This is a genomic window from [Clostridium] innocuum (assembly GCA_012317185.1).
GTDB lineage: Bacteria > Bacillota_I > Bacilli_A > Erysipelotrichales > Erysipelotrichaceae > Clostridium_AQ > Clostridium_AQ innocuum.
This window is the reverse complement of the sequence record CP048838.1, coordinates 3,762,278-3,778,433: the sequence shown is the minus strand read 5'-3', so window position 1 is coordinate 3,778,433 and position 16,156 is coordinate 3,762,278. Positions and strand designations below refer to the sequence as shown.

At 41.9% G+C, this 16,156-nt stretch carries 15 protein-coding genes; 11 read left to right on the top strand and 4 right to left on the bottom strand.

Going from position 1 to position 16,156, the window contains the following annotated elements:
• The first annotated feature begins 47 nt into the window (after window positions 1-47).
• From G4D54_18490 to G4D54_18455, 8 genes are all read left to right on the top strand, one after another.
• Complete coding sequence (locus G4D54_18490) at window positions 48-2,759, top strand: sigma 54-interacting transcriptional regulator (GenBank protein ID QJA04269.1); 2,712 nt, start codon at window positions 48-50, stop codon at window positions 2,757-2,759.
• Window positions 2,760-3,324: 565 nt separating this feature from the next.
• A complete protein-coding gene (locus G4D54_18485) occupies window positions 3,325-3,735 on the top strand; it encodes a PTS sugar transporter subunit IIA (protein QJA04268.1) in 411 nt (136 codons plus the stop codon).
• A gap of 164 nt (window positions 3,736-3,899) precedes the next feature.
• Entirely contained in the window at window positions 3,900-4,640 is a 741-nt protein-coding gene (locus tag G4D54_18480; GenBank protein ID QJA04267.1) for a membrane biogenesis protein, read from the top strand.
• A 3-nt stretch (window positions 4,641-4,643) separates the two neighbouring features.
• On the top strand, window positions 4,644-5,114 hold the full coding sequence (locus G4D54_18475; GenBank protein QJA04266.1) for a PTS sugar transporter subunit IIB: 471 nt from the start codon (window positions 4,644-4,646) through the stop codon (window positions 5,112-5,114).
• A 22-nt stretch (window positions 5,115-5,136) separates the two neighbouring features.
• Complete coding sequence (locus tag G4D54_18470; GenBank protein QJA04265.1) at window positions 5,137-5,919, top strand: PTS sugar transporter subunit IIC; 783 nt, start codon at window positions 5,137-5,139, stop codon at window positions 5,917-5,919.
• Window positions 5,903-6,727 carry a PTS system mannose/fructose/sorbose family transporter subunit IID gene (locus G4D54_18465; GenBank protein ID QJA04264.1) on the top strand — a complete coding sequence of 275 codons (825 nt, stop codon included), beginning with the start codon at window positions 5,903-5,905 and terminating at the stop codon, window positions 6,725-6,727. The genes G4D54_18470 and G4D54_18465 overlap by 17 nt, the downstream gene beginning before the upstream one ends.
• A gap of 617 nt (window positions 6,728-7,344) precedes the next feature.
• Window positions 7,345-7,647, top strand: a complete 303-nt coding sequence (locus G4D54_18460) for a hypothetical protein (protein ID QJA04263.1) — start codon at window positions 7,345-7,347, stop codon at window positions 7,645-7,647.
• Window positions 7,648-7,847: 200 nt separating this feature from the next.
• Window positions 7,848-8,771, top strand: coding sequence for a patatin family protein (locus G4D54_18455; protein ID QJA04262.1), 924 nt, complete (start codon window positions 7,848-7,850; stop codon window positions 8,769-8,771).
• Between the two features lie 51 nt (window positions 8,772-8,822).
• Here G4D54_18455 and G4D54_18450 read toward each other — a convergent pair whose 3' ends face one another.
• From G4D54_18450 to G4D54_18440, 3 genes are all read right to left on the bottom strand, one after another.
• The gene (locus G4D54_18450) at window positions 8,823-9,056 is read right to left on the bottom strand and encodes a hypothetical protein (GenBank protein QJA04261.1); all 234 of its coding nucleotides are present in this window, start codon (window positions 9,054-9,056) and stop codon (window positions 8,823-8,825) included.
• Window positions 9,057-9,119: 63 nt separating this feature from the next.
• Window positions 9,120-9,899, bottom strand: a complete 780-nt coding sequence (locus tag G4D54_18445) for an HAD family phosphatase (protein QJA04260.1) — start codon at window positions 9,897-9,899, stop codon at window positions 9,120-9,122.
• Window positions 9,900-9,916: 17 nt separating this feature from the next.
• A complete protein-coding gene (locus G4D54_18440; protein QJA04259.1) occupies window positions 9,917-10,696 on the bottom strand; it encodes a Cof-type HAD-IIB family hydrolase in 780 nt (259 codons plus the stop codon).
• Window positions 10,697-10,992: 296 nt separating this feature from the next.
• Here G4D54_18440 and G4D54_18435 point away from each other — a divergent pair, with 296 nt between their 5' ends.
• Window positions 10,993-11,793: a Cof-type HAD-IIB family hydrolase gene (locus G4D54_18435; GenBank protein QJA04258.1), complete on the top strand. Its 801-nt coding sequence runs from the start codon at window positions 10,993-10,995 to the stop codon at window positions 11,791-11,793.
• Between the two features lies 1 nt (window position 11,794).
• Complete coding sequence (locus G4D54_18430; protein QJA04257.1) at window positions 11,795-12,757, top strand: mannose-6-phosphate isomerase; 963 nt, start codon at window positions 11,795-11,797, stop codon at window positions 12,755-12,757.
• 659 nt (window positions 12,758-13,416) lie between these two features.
• Here G4D54_18430 and G4D54_18425 read toward each other — a convergent pair.
• Entirely contained in the window at window positions 13,417-15,324 is a 1,908-nt protein-coding gene (locus tag G4D54_18425) for a transcription antiterminator (protein ID QJA04256.1), read from the bottom strand.
• Between the two features lie 207 nt (window positions 15,325-15,531).
• Between G4D54_18425 and G4D54_18420 the strand changes: the two genes are divergently transcribed.
• On the top strand, window positions 15,532-16,146 hold the full coding sequence (locus G4D54_18420) for a membrane protein (GenBank protein ID QJA04255.1): 615 nt from the start codon (window positions 15,532-15,534) through the stop codon (window positions 16,144-16,146).
• Window positions 16,147-16,156 lie beyond the last annotated feature (10 nt).

Below are 16,156 nucleotides of genomic sequence, written 5' to 3'. Positions count from 1 at the left end.
ATCTTTGCCCTATACACTTATCATAAGGAAAGGGAGTCGGTGACAGTATGTTGGAAAAGGTATATGCCTATGTGGTGGAGGCTACAAAGCTTGAAATGAGCGATCAGGGGAACTCGCTGTATATCAGTGAACAGCTGCAGCTGAGCCGCAATATGGTTTCACAGTATCTCAATCAGCTGTTTGCCGAAGGACGCCTGCTTAAAATCAATACCAGGCCGGTCGTTTTTTATGACGGGGATACGATAGAGGATATGTATGGTGTTTCACTGCATCAGCGTGAATTCATTTCCCTTGAGGAATTTCAAAAAGCGCTGCAGCCGCATCAGCCGCAGGATTTTGAGAAGCTGATTGGCTATGATGAAAGTCTGGCTTCGCTGGTAAATCAGTGTAAGGCGACGATATCCTATCCGCCCTCCGGTCTTCCGCTTCTGCTGTATGGACCGACAGGAACCGGAAAAAGCTTTCTGGCGCAGCTTATGTATGAGTATGCAATAAATCAGGGACTGATAGCGGAGGATAGAAATTTTCTGATTGTAAACTGCAGTGAATATGCGAACAATCCGGAGCTGCTGACTGCCAACCTGTTTGGTCACAAAAAAGGGGCGTTTACCGGAGCTGACAGGGATAATCCCGGTTTGATCAAGCTGGCAGAGGGCGGTGTTCTGTTTTTGGATGAGGTGCATTGTCTGAAGGCGGAATGCCAGGAAAAGCTGTTTCTGTTTATGGATAAAGGCATCTATCATATGGTTGGCGATAATGAAAAATGGTATACATCCAGTGTCCGTCTGATATTTGCGACTACGGAGAAGCCGCAGGAGGTCCTTTTAAAAACACTGCTGCGAAGGATTCCAATGATTGTCACTGTCCCATCCCTTGCGGAGCGCGGCTCTCACGAGCGGCTGCAGCTGATTCATTCCATATTTCAGGATGAGGAAAAGCGTATTCATAAGTCGATTCATATATCATCGCTTGTATACCGTCTGCTGTTAAGCTGTGAATGCGAAGGGAACATCGGAGAATTAAAGAATGCGATACAGGCAAGCTGTGTAAATGCATTATTTGCATCTGATCAAAAAAGCAGTATTCTGGAAATCCGTGCGTTCAATCTTCCGGAGAAGCTGCGGGAAAGAAAGGATAGCGGGAAATCGGTGTCCAGAGAAAGTCAGCGTATGATTCCTGTTCATGAACTGAAAAGCTTTGTATTGAAGGAGCGCCCCATCATTCAGCTGCTGGAGCATATCCTTGCGGCATTTCAGGCCCCGCATGAGTTTCCTGTCTGTCTTGATGAAGCAGGGAAAGCGATGCATTCTTATCAGGAGGCCACGATGCTGCGAAGCAGTGCAGCATTATCGGGAAATGAGTATGTTCAGGGGATTGTTTCGAATATCTTCGATATGCTGTCTCTGCGCTATGGCTTCAAGTATGTGAACAATGACCTGATCGCCATTACGGCATGTATTGCGGATTGTATGCAGAATACACTGGAGCTTGGCAACTGGCAGGAGGCGAATCGCAAGCAGATGGCAGCCCTGCAGAAATTTCTGAAGCAGAAGCTTGCCAGAGAATATGCGATTGCCGGGGAAATCCGTGAGCATCTTGAAAATAACCTGGATTTGAAATTTGAGGATATGATTTCGGTGATTTTGTGTCTGCACCTGAAGCTGCTGAATCGTATGCAGGATTTGAACAAGCGGATCGGTATCATCATCGCACATGGCTTTTCTACCGCCAGTTCTCTTGCGGATGCCGTGAACAAATTTCTGGGGCGTTATGTCTTTGATTCCATCGATATGCCGTTGCATGTCACGACACAGGAAATCATTGAGCGTCTGAACCGATATCTTAGCAAAATCGGTCGTTTTGAGGAACTGTTTCTATTGGTGGACATGGGCTCTTTGGAGGACCTGTATAAGGGAATAGAAAATCAGAATGCCAATATCGGTATTATGAACAATGTGACAACCAAGCTGGCACTTGAGGTTGGAAACGGTATGATTCAGGGAGCCGGCATGCAGGAGATATTTGATGCCGTGCAGACCTACAGTGCATATCATTATCATATCGTAGAGCATCGCAGAAAGGAGCAGGTGATTTTATGCTCCTGTGCCAGCGGGATCAATACGGCAGAGAAGCTGAAAACAATTCTGACGGATTCCCTGCCGCATAACTTTCCGATTCAGGTTTTGACCTATGATTATAATACTTTGCTGGAGAAGCAGATGCACGACGCCTTTTTCGACGCGTATGAGGTTATTTGCATAGTAGGCACGCTGAATCCCAATATTGAGGGAATCCGTTTCATTCCGATTGAGGACCTGATTATCAATGATACAATGGATGCATTGAACATCTATTTCCGGGACTATATGCGGGAGGAGGAGATGAAGACCTTCCAGCAAAACATACTGAAGAATTTTTCTTTATCAAATATTATGAACAATCTGACGATTCTCAATCCAAACAAGCTTCTGGAGCATGTTGCGGATGCGATTGACAAGCTGCAGCTGGAGCTGGGACTGCGCTTTACCAACAATACCTGCTTCGGACTGTATGTGCATATATGCTGTCTGATTGAACGCCTAGTGACAAGAAGAGAAATTGAGATTTTTACAGATATCGAGGATTTTGCACAGCAGGAAGCTGCCTTCATTCAGTGTGTAAAGCATGCATTCAGTGTCGTGGAGGAGTATTACGGTGTGGAGATTCCAGTCGAGGAAATCGGGTATATCTTCAATTATGTAGACCATAACGATGGTTAACAAAAAGCCTTTACATCGGGAGAAAATCCCTGTGTTAAAGGCTTTCATTTTATATATGGGATGATATTCGAAAGCCAGAGCGCATAGTAGCCTGATAATACAGGAAAGCATGACATAGAAAGTACTCTTTGTAGCCTGATAATACAGGAAAGCATGACATAGAAAGTACTCTTTATACGACGGCTTTCGATTTATAAATAATGAAATGTAGAAGAAGCTGCTTATGTGCATATTTCACAGAAGCATAGACGGTACTCACATGCACGATCGGTATCGAGCGTTTACAGTATCCGGGGTGGAAAGTGTGTTCATGATGGAGTTTTTTTATTTAACAGCACTTCCCTGTTGGATTAGCGTCGATAAAAAGCGGGATAGCGTCGATACATATACATTTTGAAAAGAAACTCATGTGCTATAGCTCACAAAAAGAATCATATTGAGAGAGTTTATAGGGGAGATTGGAAAGAAAAATTGCAGAAAGCGGCAGCTATTTTGTTTTTTTATATGGAGCAGGCTAAGTTGGCACGCTTTTTGCTACGTAAGAAAGTGAAGGGAGATGAGAGATATGGCAAACATAATTCTGGCATCACATGGTGAGCTGGCAAAGGGTATGTTGCATTCCGCATCCATGATCATTGGTGATCTTACAAAGGGTGTGGAAGTGTTCTGCCTGTATCCGGGTCAGAATCCGCAGGATTATGCAGATCAGCTTCGTTTGAAGATAGAAAACAGCAGGGATGCATGGATCATACTGGCTGATATTCTGGGAGGCAGTGTTCATACGGCTTTATCGCAGCTGACAGCCTTTGGCGATGTAACGATTCTGTCGGGTATGAATTTGAACCTGGTGCTGAGTGTATTGCTGGGCGATCATGATGATGTCAGTGAGAAGCGTATGGCACATATTATGGATGAGGCTAAAACAGGAATCACCTGTAGAAAAAGCATAGATAAACAGGAAGAAGAAGATTTTTAGGAAAGGAAGGAGAGAGAGACATGAAAAAAGAATTTCTGGCTACGGGATAATTGTGAAGCTTTACAAGATAGTTGCCTAAATATCATTGTAAAGGATGTTAAACTTATTATTCTGTAATAACACATGTAGCAACATAAAAGAACTTTAAAAGGAGGACAAATAAAATGAATAAAAATTTTTTAGAAGCTTTTAATTGGAAAAAACCTATTATCGGAATGTTACATCTTAAAGGAAATACAGATGAAGAAGTATTTGAAATAGCTAAGCAGGAAATCGATACGTATTACAACAATGGTGCTGATGCGGTATTAGTCGAAAACTATTTTGGAACCTATAATCATATGATTCCAGTTTTAGAATATCTTCAGGAAAACTACAAAGATCACATTTATGGAGTTAATTGCTTATACCAGAACACTTTGACATTTGAATTAGCTATTAAATATGAAGCACACTTTGTGCAGATTGATGCTATTGCAGGTAATTTAATTGAGCGTGAAGACATCAGCTTTGCAGAATTCATCAAATTATATCGTTCAAGATATCCCGGATATATCATCGGCGGTGTTCGTTTTAAACATACACCATACTTATCCGGAAAAAGCCTGGAAGAAGATTTGAAAACTGCTATGACACGCTGTGATGCAATTGCGGTTTCACAGGATGAAACCGGTCAGGAAACCAGCATGAAAAAAATTCAGGAATTCAGAGATATTATCGGCGATTTCCCGTTAATCGTAGGTGCCGGCTTGACAGCTGAAAACTGTACCAAGCAATTTGCAGTAGCAGATGGCGGTATTGTTGGAAGCTGGGTCAAAGATACTCATATTGCGACAGGAACTGTCGATGAAAAGAATGTACAGAAATTGATTGCTGTAAGAGATGCTTTAGTAAAGGGAGAATAAGATATGATTGTATTAGTTCGTGTAGACCATAGATTATTACATGGACAGGTTGTGTTTACCTGGACAAAAAGTATCAGTACTGACTGCATTTTAATTGCCAGTGATGCTGTTGTTAAAGATGAATTAAGAATGACAGCTTTAAGATTGTCAAAGCCTAATGGCGTGAAATTGGTCATGAAAAGCATAGATGACTCTATCAAAGCATTAAATGCCGGAGTTACAGACAAATATAATCTAATGATACTTTGTGAAAACATTGAAGATGTATCCAGATTAGCTTTTGGTTATGACAAAATTACTTCAATCAATCTGGGCGGCATTAAAAATGAAGCAGGAAAACGTCAGATTTCCAAAGCACTTTCTGTCAATGATGAAGAGATTGAATTGCTGAAAAAACTGAATGATAAAGGTATTGAGTTGGAAGTTCGTATGGTTCCGGATGATTCAAAGCAAGATGTAATGACACTTATTTAATGAAAGGAAAGGGTAAGAAAAGATGGATTTATTAGTACAAACATTATTGATTACATTGGTAGCTGCTTTTGGCTTCGCTCATGATGGAGTGGGCAGTACCATGTGGAACAGGCCGATCGTTATGGCTCCGCTAGTTGGTTTGGTTTTGGGGGATATCAGAACTGGAATCATGACAGGAGCTACCTTGGAGCTTATCTGGTTGGGAGCATTCCCGGTAGGAGCAAGCTGTCCTCCGGAAATGGTATCAGGTGCTATTATTGGGACAAGCTTCGTTATTAACAGTGGTGGAGAACCAAGTGCTGCGGTGGCTTTAGCAGTGCCGGTTGCTACTTTGGTACTGATGATTAAAACTGGGCTCAGAGTGCTTATTACTTCCCCTGTATTCTGTGGTCATGCAGATAAATGTGCTGCTGCAGGAGATGCTCGCGGTGTTGAAAGAACAGAGACGATTGGATGGATTTTTGAAATTGTTTCCTTATCTGCAATTATAGCTGTTTCTTACTACTTAGGTGCTCCGTTAATTAAAGATATCGTGGCTGCTATTCCGCCATTCATAAATCATGGATTGGAGATTGCTACGGGCATTATTCCTGCAATCGGGTTCGCCATGTTAGTTAGAATGATTATCAGTAAAGATGTCGCTGCTTTCTTCTTTGGTGGCTTCCTGTTATCGGCATATCTGGAAATACCGGTATTCGGCGTAGCATTGATGGCATGTGTTATTGTAGGTGTTATTTTGACGATTAAACAAACAAATAATAATAAGATTTCAGAGGAGGTATTAAGTGATGAAAACGAATTCTAGTGATGTTAAAAAATTAGATCGAAAAGATTTGATGGGAGTTTTCTGGAGGTCTTGGAGACAGGATGCTGTCTGGAATTTTGAGCGACAGCAAAACTTAGGGTCTGCCTATACGATGTCAAGAGTTGTAGGGAAACTGTATGCGGATGATCCGGAAAAACGTGCCCGCGCATTACAGAGACATGTGGAATTTATGGCGATTACTCCACATTTATCAACATTATTATATGGAATTCTAACAGCCATGGAAGAAGAAAATGCAAATAACCCTGACTTTGATGAAACCTCGATCAGTGCTGTTCGAGCCTCCTTGATGGGTCCTATAGCAGGTATCGGTGATTCTTTGATCTGGGGAACCTTACGTATCATCGCTGCAGGTATTGCTATTTCTTTCTCTGCTAATGGCAGTATTCTGGGTCCATTATTATTCCTTCTAATCGTTAATATACCAACCATTCCTTTAAGATATATATGCTTGTTTAAAGGATATGAGTTAGGTACTAATTTCTTTAAACAGTTTTTGAATTCAGGTATCATGGATAATGTTACTTATATTGCTTCTGCTGTAGGTCTGATGGTTATCGGATGTATGACAGCTTCACTGGTAAGCTTTCAACTTCCAATAATGGTAGGTAGTGGTAAATTTGCACAGCCGCTTCAGACTTATCTTGATCAGATAATGCCAGGCTTATTACCTTTGGCAATGTTCGGTATCATGTACTTCTTATTGGGAAAGAAAATAAAAACAACGACAATTCTACTTAGTGTATTTGCATTAAGTATAGCATTAGCATTCTTTGGAATCGTATAGGCTGTATTTCATAAAATCAAGGCTAAATTATGACGAATATCTCCCTTGAATTTTAAAATCAGAAGCTATATTTATGGACGATATAAGAATCAAGGCTCATTCAGGACAAAAGACAAGCTGAATTATGCGTATGAATTGAATGAGCTCGCCGTTTAAATGCTTAACAGGAATTAAAAAAGTCTGTGGTACTTGCGGATGCAAGGTGAAACCATCAAAGCAGGGATATTAGTATTAAGGTGAAGAATTGTATATATGATATAATGGACCAGTAGCGGCATACACAGGTAGTAAACATAAAGAGTATCTATCTCAATATGAAACAAGCACTGGTCCATGAAAGAAAAAAGCTGTGAGCTACCTTGCATTATCTAGGGATATAACGGGTAACCATGTGACGCATGTATATCCCAGGGACAGCGGCAGAACTGTGAGCTTATCCCATTAAAATTGCATTTATGTAATCTATTCCTAATTCTGTACACATAAGTATCGGTTGTACAGAATTATATTTATGAGGAATGCGCAACAAAGTATATAAGCATATTCCAGAATTTACCTTAGCCTTCTTCTGTATATTTTCTCTACTCTATAATACAATATAGCAAGGAGAGTGAGATATGGAAGAAGAAATCAAGATTGATGATGCATGGCATATGCTCATGCACTATCCAAATGTTTGGCTTGGCGATTATCCGGAAGAACTATATCAGGCTTTTCTGGAAATCGGAAGAGAAGAGCTGGTTTTTCACAGCAAAAAACAGAAGACCATTGAGGAAATTACAGAGTTGATGATCAGAGTAAAGCCGGGACTTCGCATTTTGCGTGATGAGGTGGTCAGCGCAGGAAGAATGGGAGAGCATATTCTCCTGTATGATGAAATGTTCGTGTCCGTATTCCGATTAAACAAGGCAGCTTTGTAAGCTCTCTGTTTGATATTTATTTTATAAATGAACCGAAGGTGATGATGCTTTCGGTTTTTCATTTCCTATTGTTTGACTATGGGATAGAGTTGTGCTAGTATTGCTTACGTAAAATTCCAACGAATGAATGACTGTAACCATGAGCCGTGCCAATGCCATGATAGCAGTTGCTTCATTATGGGATTGTGAGAGGTGATGGAATGAATAAAATATATTCCGGCTTTCATCAGCTGCCGCACGGGAATGCATCCACAATGGTACAGGAAGGCTGCATTGTTCTGGAGGGCGGTGCATTTCGCGGACTGTATGGTGAGGGTGTGTTGGATGCTCTTATGCTGGAAAACATCAATCTGCGCTGTACGATCGGTGTATCCGCAGGAGCCATGAATGGATTGAATTATGTATCCGGTCAGATTGGCAGATCAATCCGCATGAATTTAAAATACCGCCATGACAAGCGGTATGTGGGAAGAAAAGCACTGCAAAACGGGGAAGGTCTGATTGGCTTTGCATTTGCCTTTCATCAGGCAGATCAGGAATACCCGTTTGATAAGAAACGTTTTTTTCAATTTGACCGCCGCTTTATCGCTGTTGCGACCAACTGTGAAACAGCAGAGCCGGCATATTTTGAAAAGGATCACTGCCGCGATATCTTTCAGGCGGTGCAGGCATCAGCCTCTATGCCGTTTATTTCCAAAATGGTATGGATGGAGGGCTATCCGTATCTGGACGGTGGCTGCAGTGATAAAATACCCTTTGACTGGGCTTTGCGGGAGGGCTATAAAAAAATTATCGTCGTGCGGACGCGACCGCTGTCCTATCGTAAGAAAACGGACAGTATCACCCGAAAGCTGCCATTGGGAAAGACGATCTACAGACCGTACCCGAAATTTATGAAAGCGCTGGAGGAAATGGATGCCAATTATAATCGGCAATGCGAGGCGCTGGAAATTCTGCAGGAGCAAAAACGTGTCTATGTCATCGCACCTTCACAGCCGGTTACAGTGGGAAGACTGGAGCCGGATTTGGAGAAGCTGGGCAGTCTGTACTGGATGGGGTATTATGACACCAGACGGCAGATTCAGGACATCCGCCGCTATTTGCAGCAGGATGGAAGTATTTGAATCCTGCATGAAAAAGACCTGTATTCAATAGGGAAAATGCTTTCCATATCGTTACTTTTCTGCAGGCTGCAGCTGATCATCAGCTTCCTGATTGGAGGAGTGTTTACAGCACTTATTATCAAGCTGCCGGATCATTTCTCTATTTACACGATTGCTATACTCCATGGATTCTTCAATGTGCTGATCCTTGGTTTTACCACGTATATGCAGACCCTGTAACAGAGTTTCTCTCTTTGATAAAAAACAAAAATCAGAGCCTTCATTGACAGCTCTGATTTTCTTCATATATTGTCTTTGAATACAGATTTTCTATCCGCATTGTAGAATTGAAAATACAGTTCCCTCATCCTAATCAATCATGTGCAGCTCCTTGAGGGTATGATAAATTCCCGGCTCATTGCTGGGACCGATGACCAGATCAGCATACGGCTTCAAGGCATCCTTTCCATTTCCCATAACAATGCCATACGCTGCCTCCTGTATCATTTCCATATCGTTCAAAGAATCACCGAACGCCATGTAGGAATCATGTGGAAAACCCCAGAAATCCATCAGCTCCCGAATCCCGGTCGCTTTATTGATGCCGCATTGCATGAAGTCTACGCAGGTGTCATTGGGATGCTGCAGCTCAATACCTTCAATATCATCAAACATACTCCAGTCAAAGCCTTTTTTCTCATATGCGCTGATGGCGACCAGAGGCTCCTCGTGCCAGTCCCGTACCTCGGGAACCTCGCAGTGAAATTCCGCAAAGGTTTGCCGGGCATACGGATTCAGCGGCTTCGTCATGAATTCATACGTTCCATGCGACTGAATACAGATATCATACTGCCTGCCAAGCTCAAATATACGTGCCGTCTGTTCTCTGGTAAAGGCATGCTCGCTGATCAGCTCCATACGTTCGTTGTAGACACTTACTCCGGCACCGCCGACATAGCCATCCCATGCAGTCATTTGTAAAACACCCAGCTGCTCTGCCATTTCCTTGGCACGGCCGCTGCACAAACAGACCTTATAGCCGTTTTCTCTTAGCTTTTTTACGGCTGTCAGTGTTTCCGGAAGCACCATACCGCTCACATGATCGAAAAATGTACCGTCGATATCAAAAAATACAGCGTTTATTTTCATAGCCTGTGCCTCCTGTTTTAGTGAATGAGTCCGTAAGCCTGCAGGGTGTCATGGATAGCAGGTGTATCGCTGCTGCCGCAGATATGGTCGGCATAAGCCTTTACGGCATCCATGGCATTCCCCATGGCAACACCAACGGCAGCCTCCTGCAGCATTTCACAGTCATTCATACTGTCACCAAACGCCATATATGCTTCATTTTCCAGCCCCCAGTAAGCCATCAGCTGTTTGATGCCGGTCGCCTTGCAGGTATCTTTTTTCAAAATATCCATGATGTAGTCACAGGACGGCTGCATTCTGATGTTCTCCACCGTTTGAAACATACGGAAGTCATAATCACGGTTTTCAAAAATGCTCAGCACATCCACGCGTTCATGATTCCAGCTTCGTATTTCCGGTACGCCCAAATGAAACAGATCCAGAACAAATTCTTTCTTGGCAGGCAGTGGTCTTGTCAGAAAGGTTTTCTCCCCATTCACATACAAGGGGAGCTCGTGCTTCTCTGCAATCGCAAACAGCTTTTTCAGCTGGTCTTCTGTAAATGCATTTTCCCAAATCAGCTCTCTGTTTTCATCATACACACTAATACCGCTCCCACCGATGAATCCATCCCAGCAGAATTCATCGAATACCGGTAATTCAGCTGCCAGCTGCAGGGGTCTTCCACTGCATAGGGCGACCTTGATGCCCTGTTCCTTCAGCTTTCGTACTGCTTCCTTTGTGGATGGCAGCACACGATTGGTCGTATGGTCGTAAAAGGTACCGTCAATGTCAAAAAATACTGCTTTTATGTTCATATAAATCCTCCCAGCTATTCAACCTTTATTGTAAGGGATTTTTTTATAATGTCTAGTAAATTCACGAGGGACAGTCTAGAATACGAAATCCATTAAGTCTTATGCAACAGTCACAATGTAAGGAAAACAGATTCGAATGTTTGCATACACAAAGCATTCATATAACATAGTTTACAACATGTCCTGCGATCATCATGTTTCCCCTCAAGCAAACCCCTCTTCTTTCAGAAATGTCGAGATTCCTGTTTGCAATCCTAACCTGTTTCTCCTATAATTAAACTGTACGGAGGATGATTATGGTAAAAGGACTCGTATTGTACGATTATGACGGAACGCTGGTAGATGAAAGAGATGAAATCTATGTTCCTACGCAGTTGACAAAAGCTGCGATCAGCCGTCTGCAGGATTTGGGATACCTGTGTGTGCTGGCAACCGGAAGAGCATTGAGCTATATTCCAAACGGAGCGAAGGATCTGCATCTGGATGGCTATGTGACAAGCAATGGTGCGCATGTAACTGTGCATGGTAAGGTAATCCACAACGATGTTTTTTCCGATGAGGAACTGCTGTCTCTGCTTCAGTATATGGATAGCTTATCTATCAATTATATACTGGAGGGAACGAAATTCTGTTATGTAAAGGATCTGAAAGAGTCGGAATATCTGCATTTTATGGATAATTTTAAGATACCGGAAGATAACTTCGTCAAATACCGCGGCTTTGAGGATGTCAGAGGCAGGATTGGAAAAATCACACTGACATTCCCAAATCGAAAACAGCTGGAAACAAGCGGCGCAGAGCTGGAAAAAACGTATCTGTGTTCCTATCACCGCAATTGCAATACCTTTGACATCGCAAAGAAGACGATACACAAGGGAGTAGGAGCCAGAGCGATCATCGATTATTTTCACATTCCCATGGACGCGACGATCGCGTTTGGAGATGGGGATAACGATGTAGAGCTGCTCGCTGGTGTGGTGCACGGTGTCGCGATGCGAAAGCATGATCCAATACTGGACGCAGTGGCAAGCATGGTCACCGGAACCGTAAAAGAAGAGGGGATTTATAAGGCCCTGAAGAAATTGGAGGTAATTTAGTATGGCATTGGTAAGACTGCTCCCTGCATTTAAGGATTATTTGTGGGGCGGAACGAAATTAAAGGAAAACTACAACAAGAAAACCGATCTTGATATTGTGGCGGAGAGCTGGGAGTTATCCACACACAAGGACGGACAGAGTATTGTGGACAGTGGAGAGTACAAGGGACTGACACTGAGTGAGTATGTGGAAAAGCTGGGAAAGGATGCACTTGGCACCAAAGGAAACGCATTTGAATTTTTCCCGATTCTGATTAAATTTATCGATGCAAAAGGCAATCTGTCCATACAGGTTCACCCGGACAATGATTATGCGCTGCGTGTGGAAAAGGAATATGGAAAAACAGAGATGTGGTATATTCTGGATGCCGAAGAGGGTGCCAGTCTGTATTATGGAACGAATAAGGAAATCACAAAGGATGAATTCCGTGCGCGGATTGAGGACAACACCATTCTGGATGTTTTGAAAAAGGTACCGGTACACAAGGGAGATGTGTTCTTCATTGAAGCTGGAACCATTCATGCGATCGGGGAAGGAATCGTAATCTGTGAAATTCAGCAGAATTCCAATACGACCTACCGCGTGTATGACTTCGGACGCGTAGGTAAGGATGGAAAGCCGAGAGAGCTGCACATTGAGAAGGCCATTGATGTTTCCAATCTGACACCGCTGGAAAGTGATTTCAAGCCGATTGGTGAAGAGAAGGATTACGGTACCTACAAGTGTGCCATGATGGCCACCTGCGAATATTTCACAACCTATGTGTATGATGTGAAAACAGAGTGCAGTGTGAAGGTGGATGAGGAAAGCTTTGCGTCCTTTGTCATTGTGGATGGTGAGGGCAGTATCGAAAGTGATGATACCATGCTGAGCATCCGCAAGGGAGATTCTGTATTCGCCAGTGCAAATACAGGCAAGGTGACCATCAAGGGAAGCTGCCGCTTCATCCTTTCAAAGGTATAAGCAGTAATCCGTAAAACAGAAAAAATATCGTGGGAAATGGTAAGCAAGGCAGATTCTCTCAACACAGGCGTTGATTGCGTTTCTTCCTTCTCGACTCATTCCCAAAAAGGCAATGTGAAAAAAAGTACCTATAGAGAGGTCTGACTTTGGCGGTCAGGTTGAAGCTATAGGTGCTTTCTTTATAAATGAACACAATGCGTTTTGCGTGATTATGGAAATTATATCATGTAAAACTGAAAGAAGTAAATCACCTTTCTCAATCTGATTTTCAAAGCTAAACAATATGTTTCGAGATTACTTTGCATGCATGCTTCTGTTTCTGAAGGATCTCTTTGGCAGCAGGTCTTTAGTTTGTGTACTCATCCATACCGTTTCCTGGCATCTGTTGAACCTAGTCAAAGGTACCTTTAAAGCCCGCTTTAAAAACGGTTTTAATGGAGCCTGTTAATGTCGTATTTTTTTTCGTTTCTACATCACCTTTACACATGCATAATATTTCATTTTTTTTCGCTACAGATACTGTGCATTTTTTTAGATTTCTTACAAATGTACATCGTTCCTGCTTTCTATTAACTGTCCCTTTATCTGAATACAGCTTATGTAGGAGATATCAAAAGGTTATTATTTCTGATTCAAGAAATGGCATACAGGTCTGCGTCTTAGCAAATCAGCTGTATCATATAATCATAGCTTGGTTTCTTCAGAAACTGTCTTATTTTTTTCTCTTGCGTAACAAAATCTGAAAGCATTTCAAAGAATACAGAAATTGTCTGTTCCTGTGCGGGAGCTATCGATATCAGAAACACGATTTGAACATGTTTTGTTTCCCAAAGAACGGGATGTTTCAAAACACCAATGGAAACAAAGCTCTGCGCAGATACAGGTCTGTTTGGATGCGGTAAGGCGACACCATTTACCAGATCTGTAGCTGCGAAGGATTCACGTTCCAAAATCAATTCGAGAAAATCATCAGGAAGATCGATATCCTTTTTTAATTTCTGTATCATGGAGCACAAGACTTCGGTACGGTCACTGCCAGTGATATCCGTATAGAAGAGATTCTCTTTTATAATGGAATGAATATCAATGTTATGTCTTTGCATGCTGAGTGCTTCCTCAATGATTTGATAATCCTGAATGTCCGGAAGACTACTGATCTGTTGAACAGGAATCGGCATCTTTTTTTCAATAGGGACTGTGGAAAAAGCATAATCATATGAATATATATCGATGGTATCAAGCATGTAATATTCAATGATTTTAATCGTATTGATGCTTGAAGCAAATTTCTTTTTGATCTGATATGCAAGAAGCTGGGATGTCGCACGCCCTGTACTGCATATGATCAGAATGTTGACCGGTGTATCGATCTCTTTGCGGCGTTCCAGGGCAAGAATGAAATGCAGGGCGAAGTAACTGATTTCATCTTCGGATATCGCGGTCTTAAGATACTTTCCGACTACGGAGCATCCAATAGCAGAAAGTTCAAACGCAAAGCTGTATTTTTTCTTAATATCGTCCAGTATCGGATTATGAATGGTAAGATTATTTTTCATTCTGTCAATAAAAGGAATCATATGAAGAATTAAATCCTTTTTCAGATCGCGGTCATAAAAGAAGTCTATCTTCGTATGGTCAAATATACTTCTCAGCATTTTATTGACCAGCAGCAAAACCTCTTGATCATTCATGGATTGGATCTTATAATCATCGATATTCGACTCATAATGCCGCTTTCCAAGGATGTGCTGCGTCAGGTAGCAGATTTCGGATGTGGGAAAACGTATCTGAAAGACGGATTCCGCATGCTTTGCAATCATCTCGGCAACAGAATATTCGTCCTTCTGCAGCAATGCAATCTGTGACTCATTACGTAAGGTGATGATGTGATTATTCTTGATTCTTTCACTAGCAATGAGTAAATGAATGGCTAGACTTTGTGCCGCAACATCGGACACATGCATGTTCTTTTGTGATAGAACCGGTATAATGGCCTGTTCTATAATGAGATTCAGTGTTCCTCCTTTATTGAGCTGGTTTGCAAACATAAGATAATCTGTTGTTTTTTCATGAAAACAAAGCTGTGCCATACAGCGTCTTTTATCTTTTTCTTCTCCTTCTATACGAATACCTGTATTCGGCTTGGATACGACATGCAAATGAAATTGTGCCAGTATTTTTTTTATTTCTTTTAAATCCCTGTTTAAAAGTGATAAGGAAACAAACAGCTCTTCTGCCAGGTCATACAGTTTTATGTAATCGTTACTGTACAATAGACACTGTAATATATAGCTCTTTCTTTTTTCCGGAGTATCCAAAGTGGGATTGCTGCATAGTGTTGAAAGATACTGCTTGAATGTATGCTCGTCATGAATAACGATTTCTGTGCCGATTCCCGTCTTTGTGTTAATGGAATAGCCGTGAGCTTCACTGCTTTTTCTCAAAGCAGAAATACAGCGCTGAATCGATTTGGAGGAAACACTGCAGCTCATTGCCAATTGCCCGCTACTGACAGCTTCTTTGTGACTTAATAATTCATTTATAATCTGAAAGGCTAAATCATCCATATTTCTGCTCTCCTTTTCTTTATTATATCATAACCCGTTGCATCCGCTGTTCTATTGGTTTATGAAATTTGTCCATAAGGCTAAGGAAAAACTGTGTTTTCAGGATTGTCCGCAAGATTAAGGACCAGGCTGGTATTTACTTTACCGGTAAAAATGACATAATTTATGTGTACCGGCCGTACAACAGTCAAAGGAGTAGTACACATCATGAAAAGTAGGAATACCTTACTTCGGGTAAGCTTTTATGTCATAGGTCTTCTTCTGTTTTCTTTGGGTATCACTCTTACAATCTATGCAGATATCGGTGTGAGCTCATGGGATGCTGTGAGTATTGGACTGTATGATCGCTTTGGCTTCAGTATCGGAACCTGGATGACAATGATATCAATCAGTCAAATCATATTGGGATCCCTGCTGAATAAGGAACGCATTCATTTGGAAAGCTTTTTGATTTCGATTGCCATGGGAACCATGGTGGATGGATTTACATATGGGTTGTCATATATTTCTGCTTTATTCACAGGGCATTCTGCGATTGTTTATGCGTGTGGTGTTGCTGTGATAGCAATCGGATGCGGAACTTATTTGACTGCCAATTATCTCCCGGCGGCTATCGACTATTTCATGCTCAGTATAAAGCGCCGATATTCTTTCAGCATTTCAGTTTCTATGTTACTATGTGAAGGAATCGGACTGATATTTGCATTTCTATTTAAAGGACCTGTGGGATATGGAACAGTGATCGCTACGCTCTTGTATGGACCATTGATCGATCTGGCTCATGTAAGTGCGACAAAGCTTTATAAACGATTATCAAATTGAAAAATGAGGA

What these genes read in the sequence shown, in the direction of transcription:
- G4D54_18445 (QJA04260.1), bottom strand. Translation starts at nt 9,899, where the DNA reads ATGAAAATAAACGCTGTATTTTTTGATATCGACGGTACATTTTTCGAT.
- G4D54_18420 (QJA04255.1), top strand. Translation starts at nt 15,532, where the DNA reads ATGAAAAGTAGGAATACCTTACTTCGGGTAAGCTTTTATGTCATAGGT.
- G4D54_18465 (QJA04264.1), top strand. Translation starts at nt 5,903, where the DNA reads ATGAAAACGAATTCTAGTGATGTTAAAAAATTAGATCGAAAAGATTTG.
- G4D54_18430 (QJA04257.1), top strand. Translation starts at nt 11,795, where the DNA reads ATGGCATTGGTAAGACTGCTCCCTGCATTTAAGGATTATTTGTGGGGC.
- G4D54_18455 (QJA04262.1), top strand. Translation starts at nt 7,848, where the DNA reads ATGAATAAAATATATTCCGGCTTTCATCAGCTGCCGCACGGGAATGCA.
- G4D54_18485 (QJA04268.1), top strand. Translation starts at nt 3,325, where the DNA reads ATGGCAAACATAATTCTGGCATCACATGGTGAGCTGGCAAAGGGTATG.
- G4D54_18475 (QJA04266.1), top strand. Translation starts at nt 4,644, where the DNA reads ATGATTGTATTAGTTCGTGTAGACCATAGATTATTACATGGACAGGTT.
- G4D54_18490 (QJA04269.1), top strand. Translation starts at nt 48, where the DNA reads ATGTTGGAAAAGGTATATGCCTATGTGGTGGAGGCTACAAAGCTTGAA.
- G4D54_18450 (QJA04261.1), bottom strand. Translation starts at nt 9,056, where the DNA reads ATGAAGAAAATCAGAGCTGTCAATGAAGGCTCTGATTTTTGTTTTTTA.
- G4D54_18460 (QJA04263.1), top strand. Translation starts at nt 7,345, where the DNA reads ATGGAAGAAGAAATCAAGATTGATGATGCATGGCATATGCTCATGCAC.
- G4D54_18480 (QJA04267.1), top strand. Translation starts at nt 3,900, where the DNA reads ATGAATAAAAATTTTTTAGAAGCTTTTAATTGGAAAAAACCTATTATC.
- G4D54_18470 (QJA04265.1), top strand. Translation starts at nt 5,137, where the DNA reads ATGGATTTATTAGTACAAACATTATTGATTACATTGGTAGCTGCTTTT.
- G4D54_18440 (QJA04259.1), bottom strand. Translation starts at nt 10,696, where the DNA reads ATGAACATAAAAGCAGTATTTTTTGACATTGACGGTACCTTTTACGAC.
- G4D54_18425 (QJA04256.1), bottom strand. Translation starts at nt 15,324, where the DNA reads ATGGATGATTTAGCCTTTCAGATTATAAATGAATTATTAAGTCACAAA.
- G4D54_18435 (QJA04258.1), top strand. Translation starts at nt 10,993, where the DNA reads ATGGTAAAAGGACTCGTATTGTACGATTATGACGGAACGCTGGTAGAT.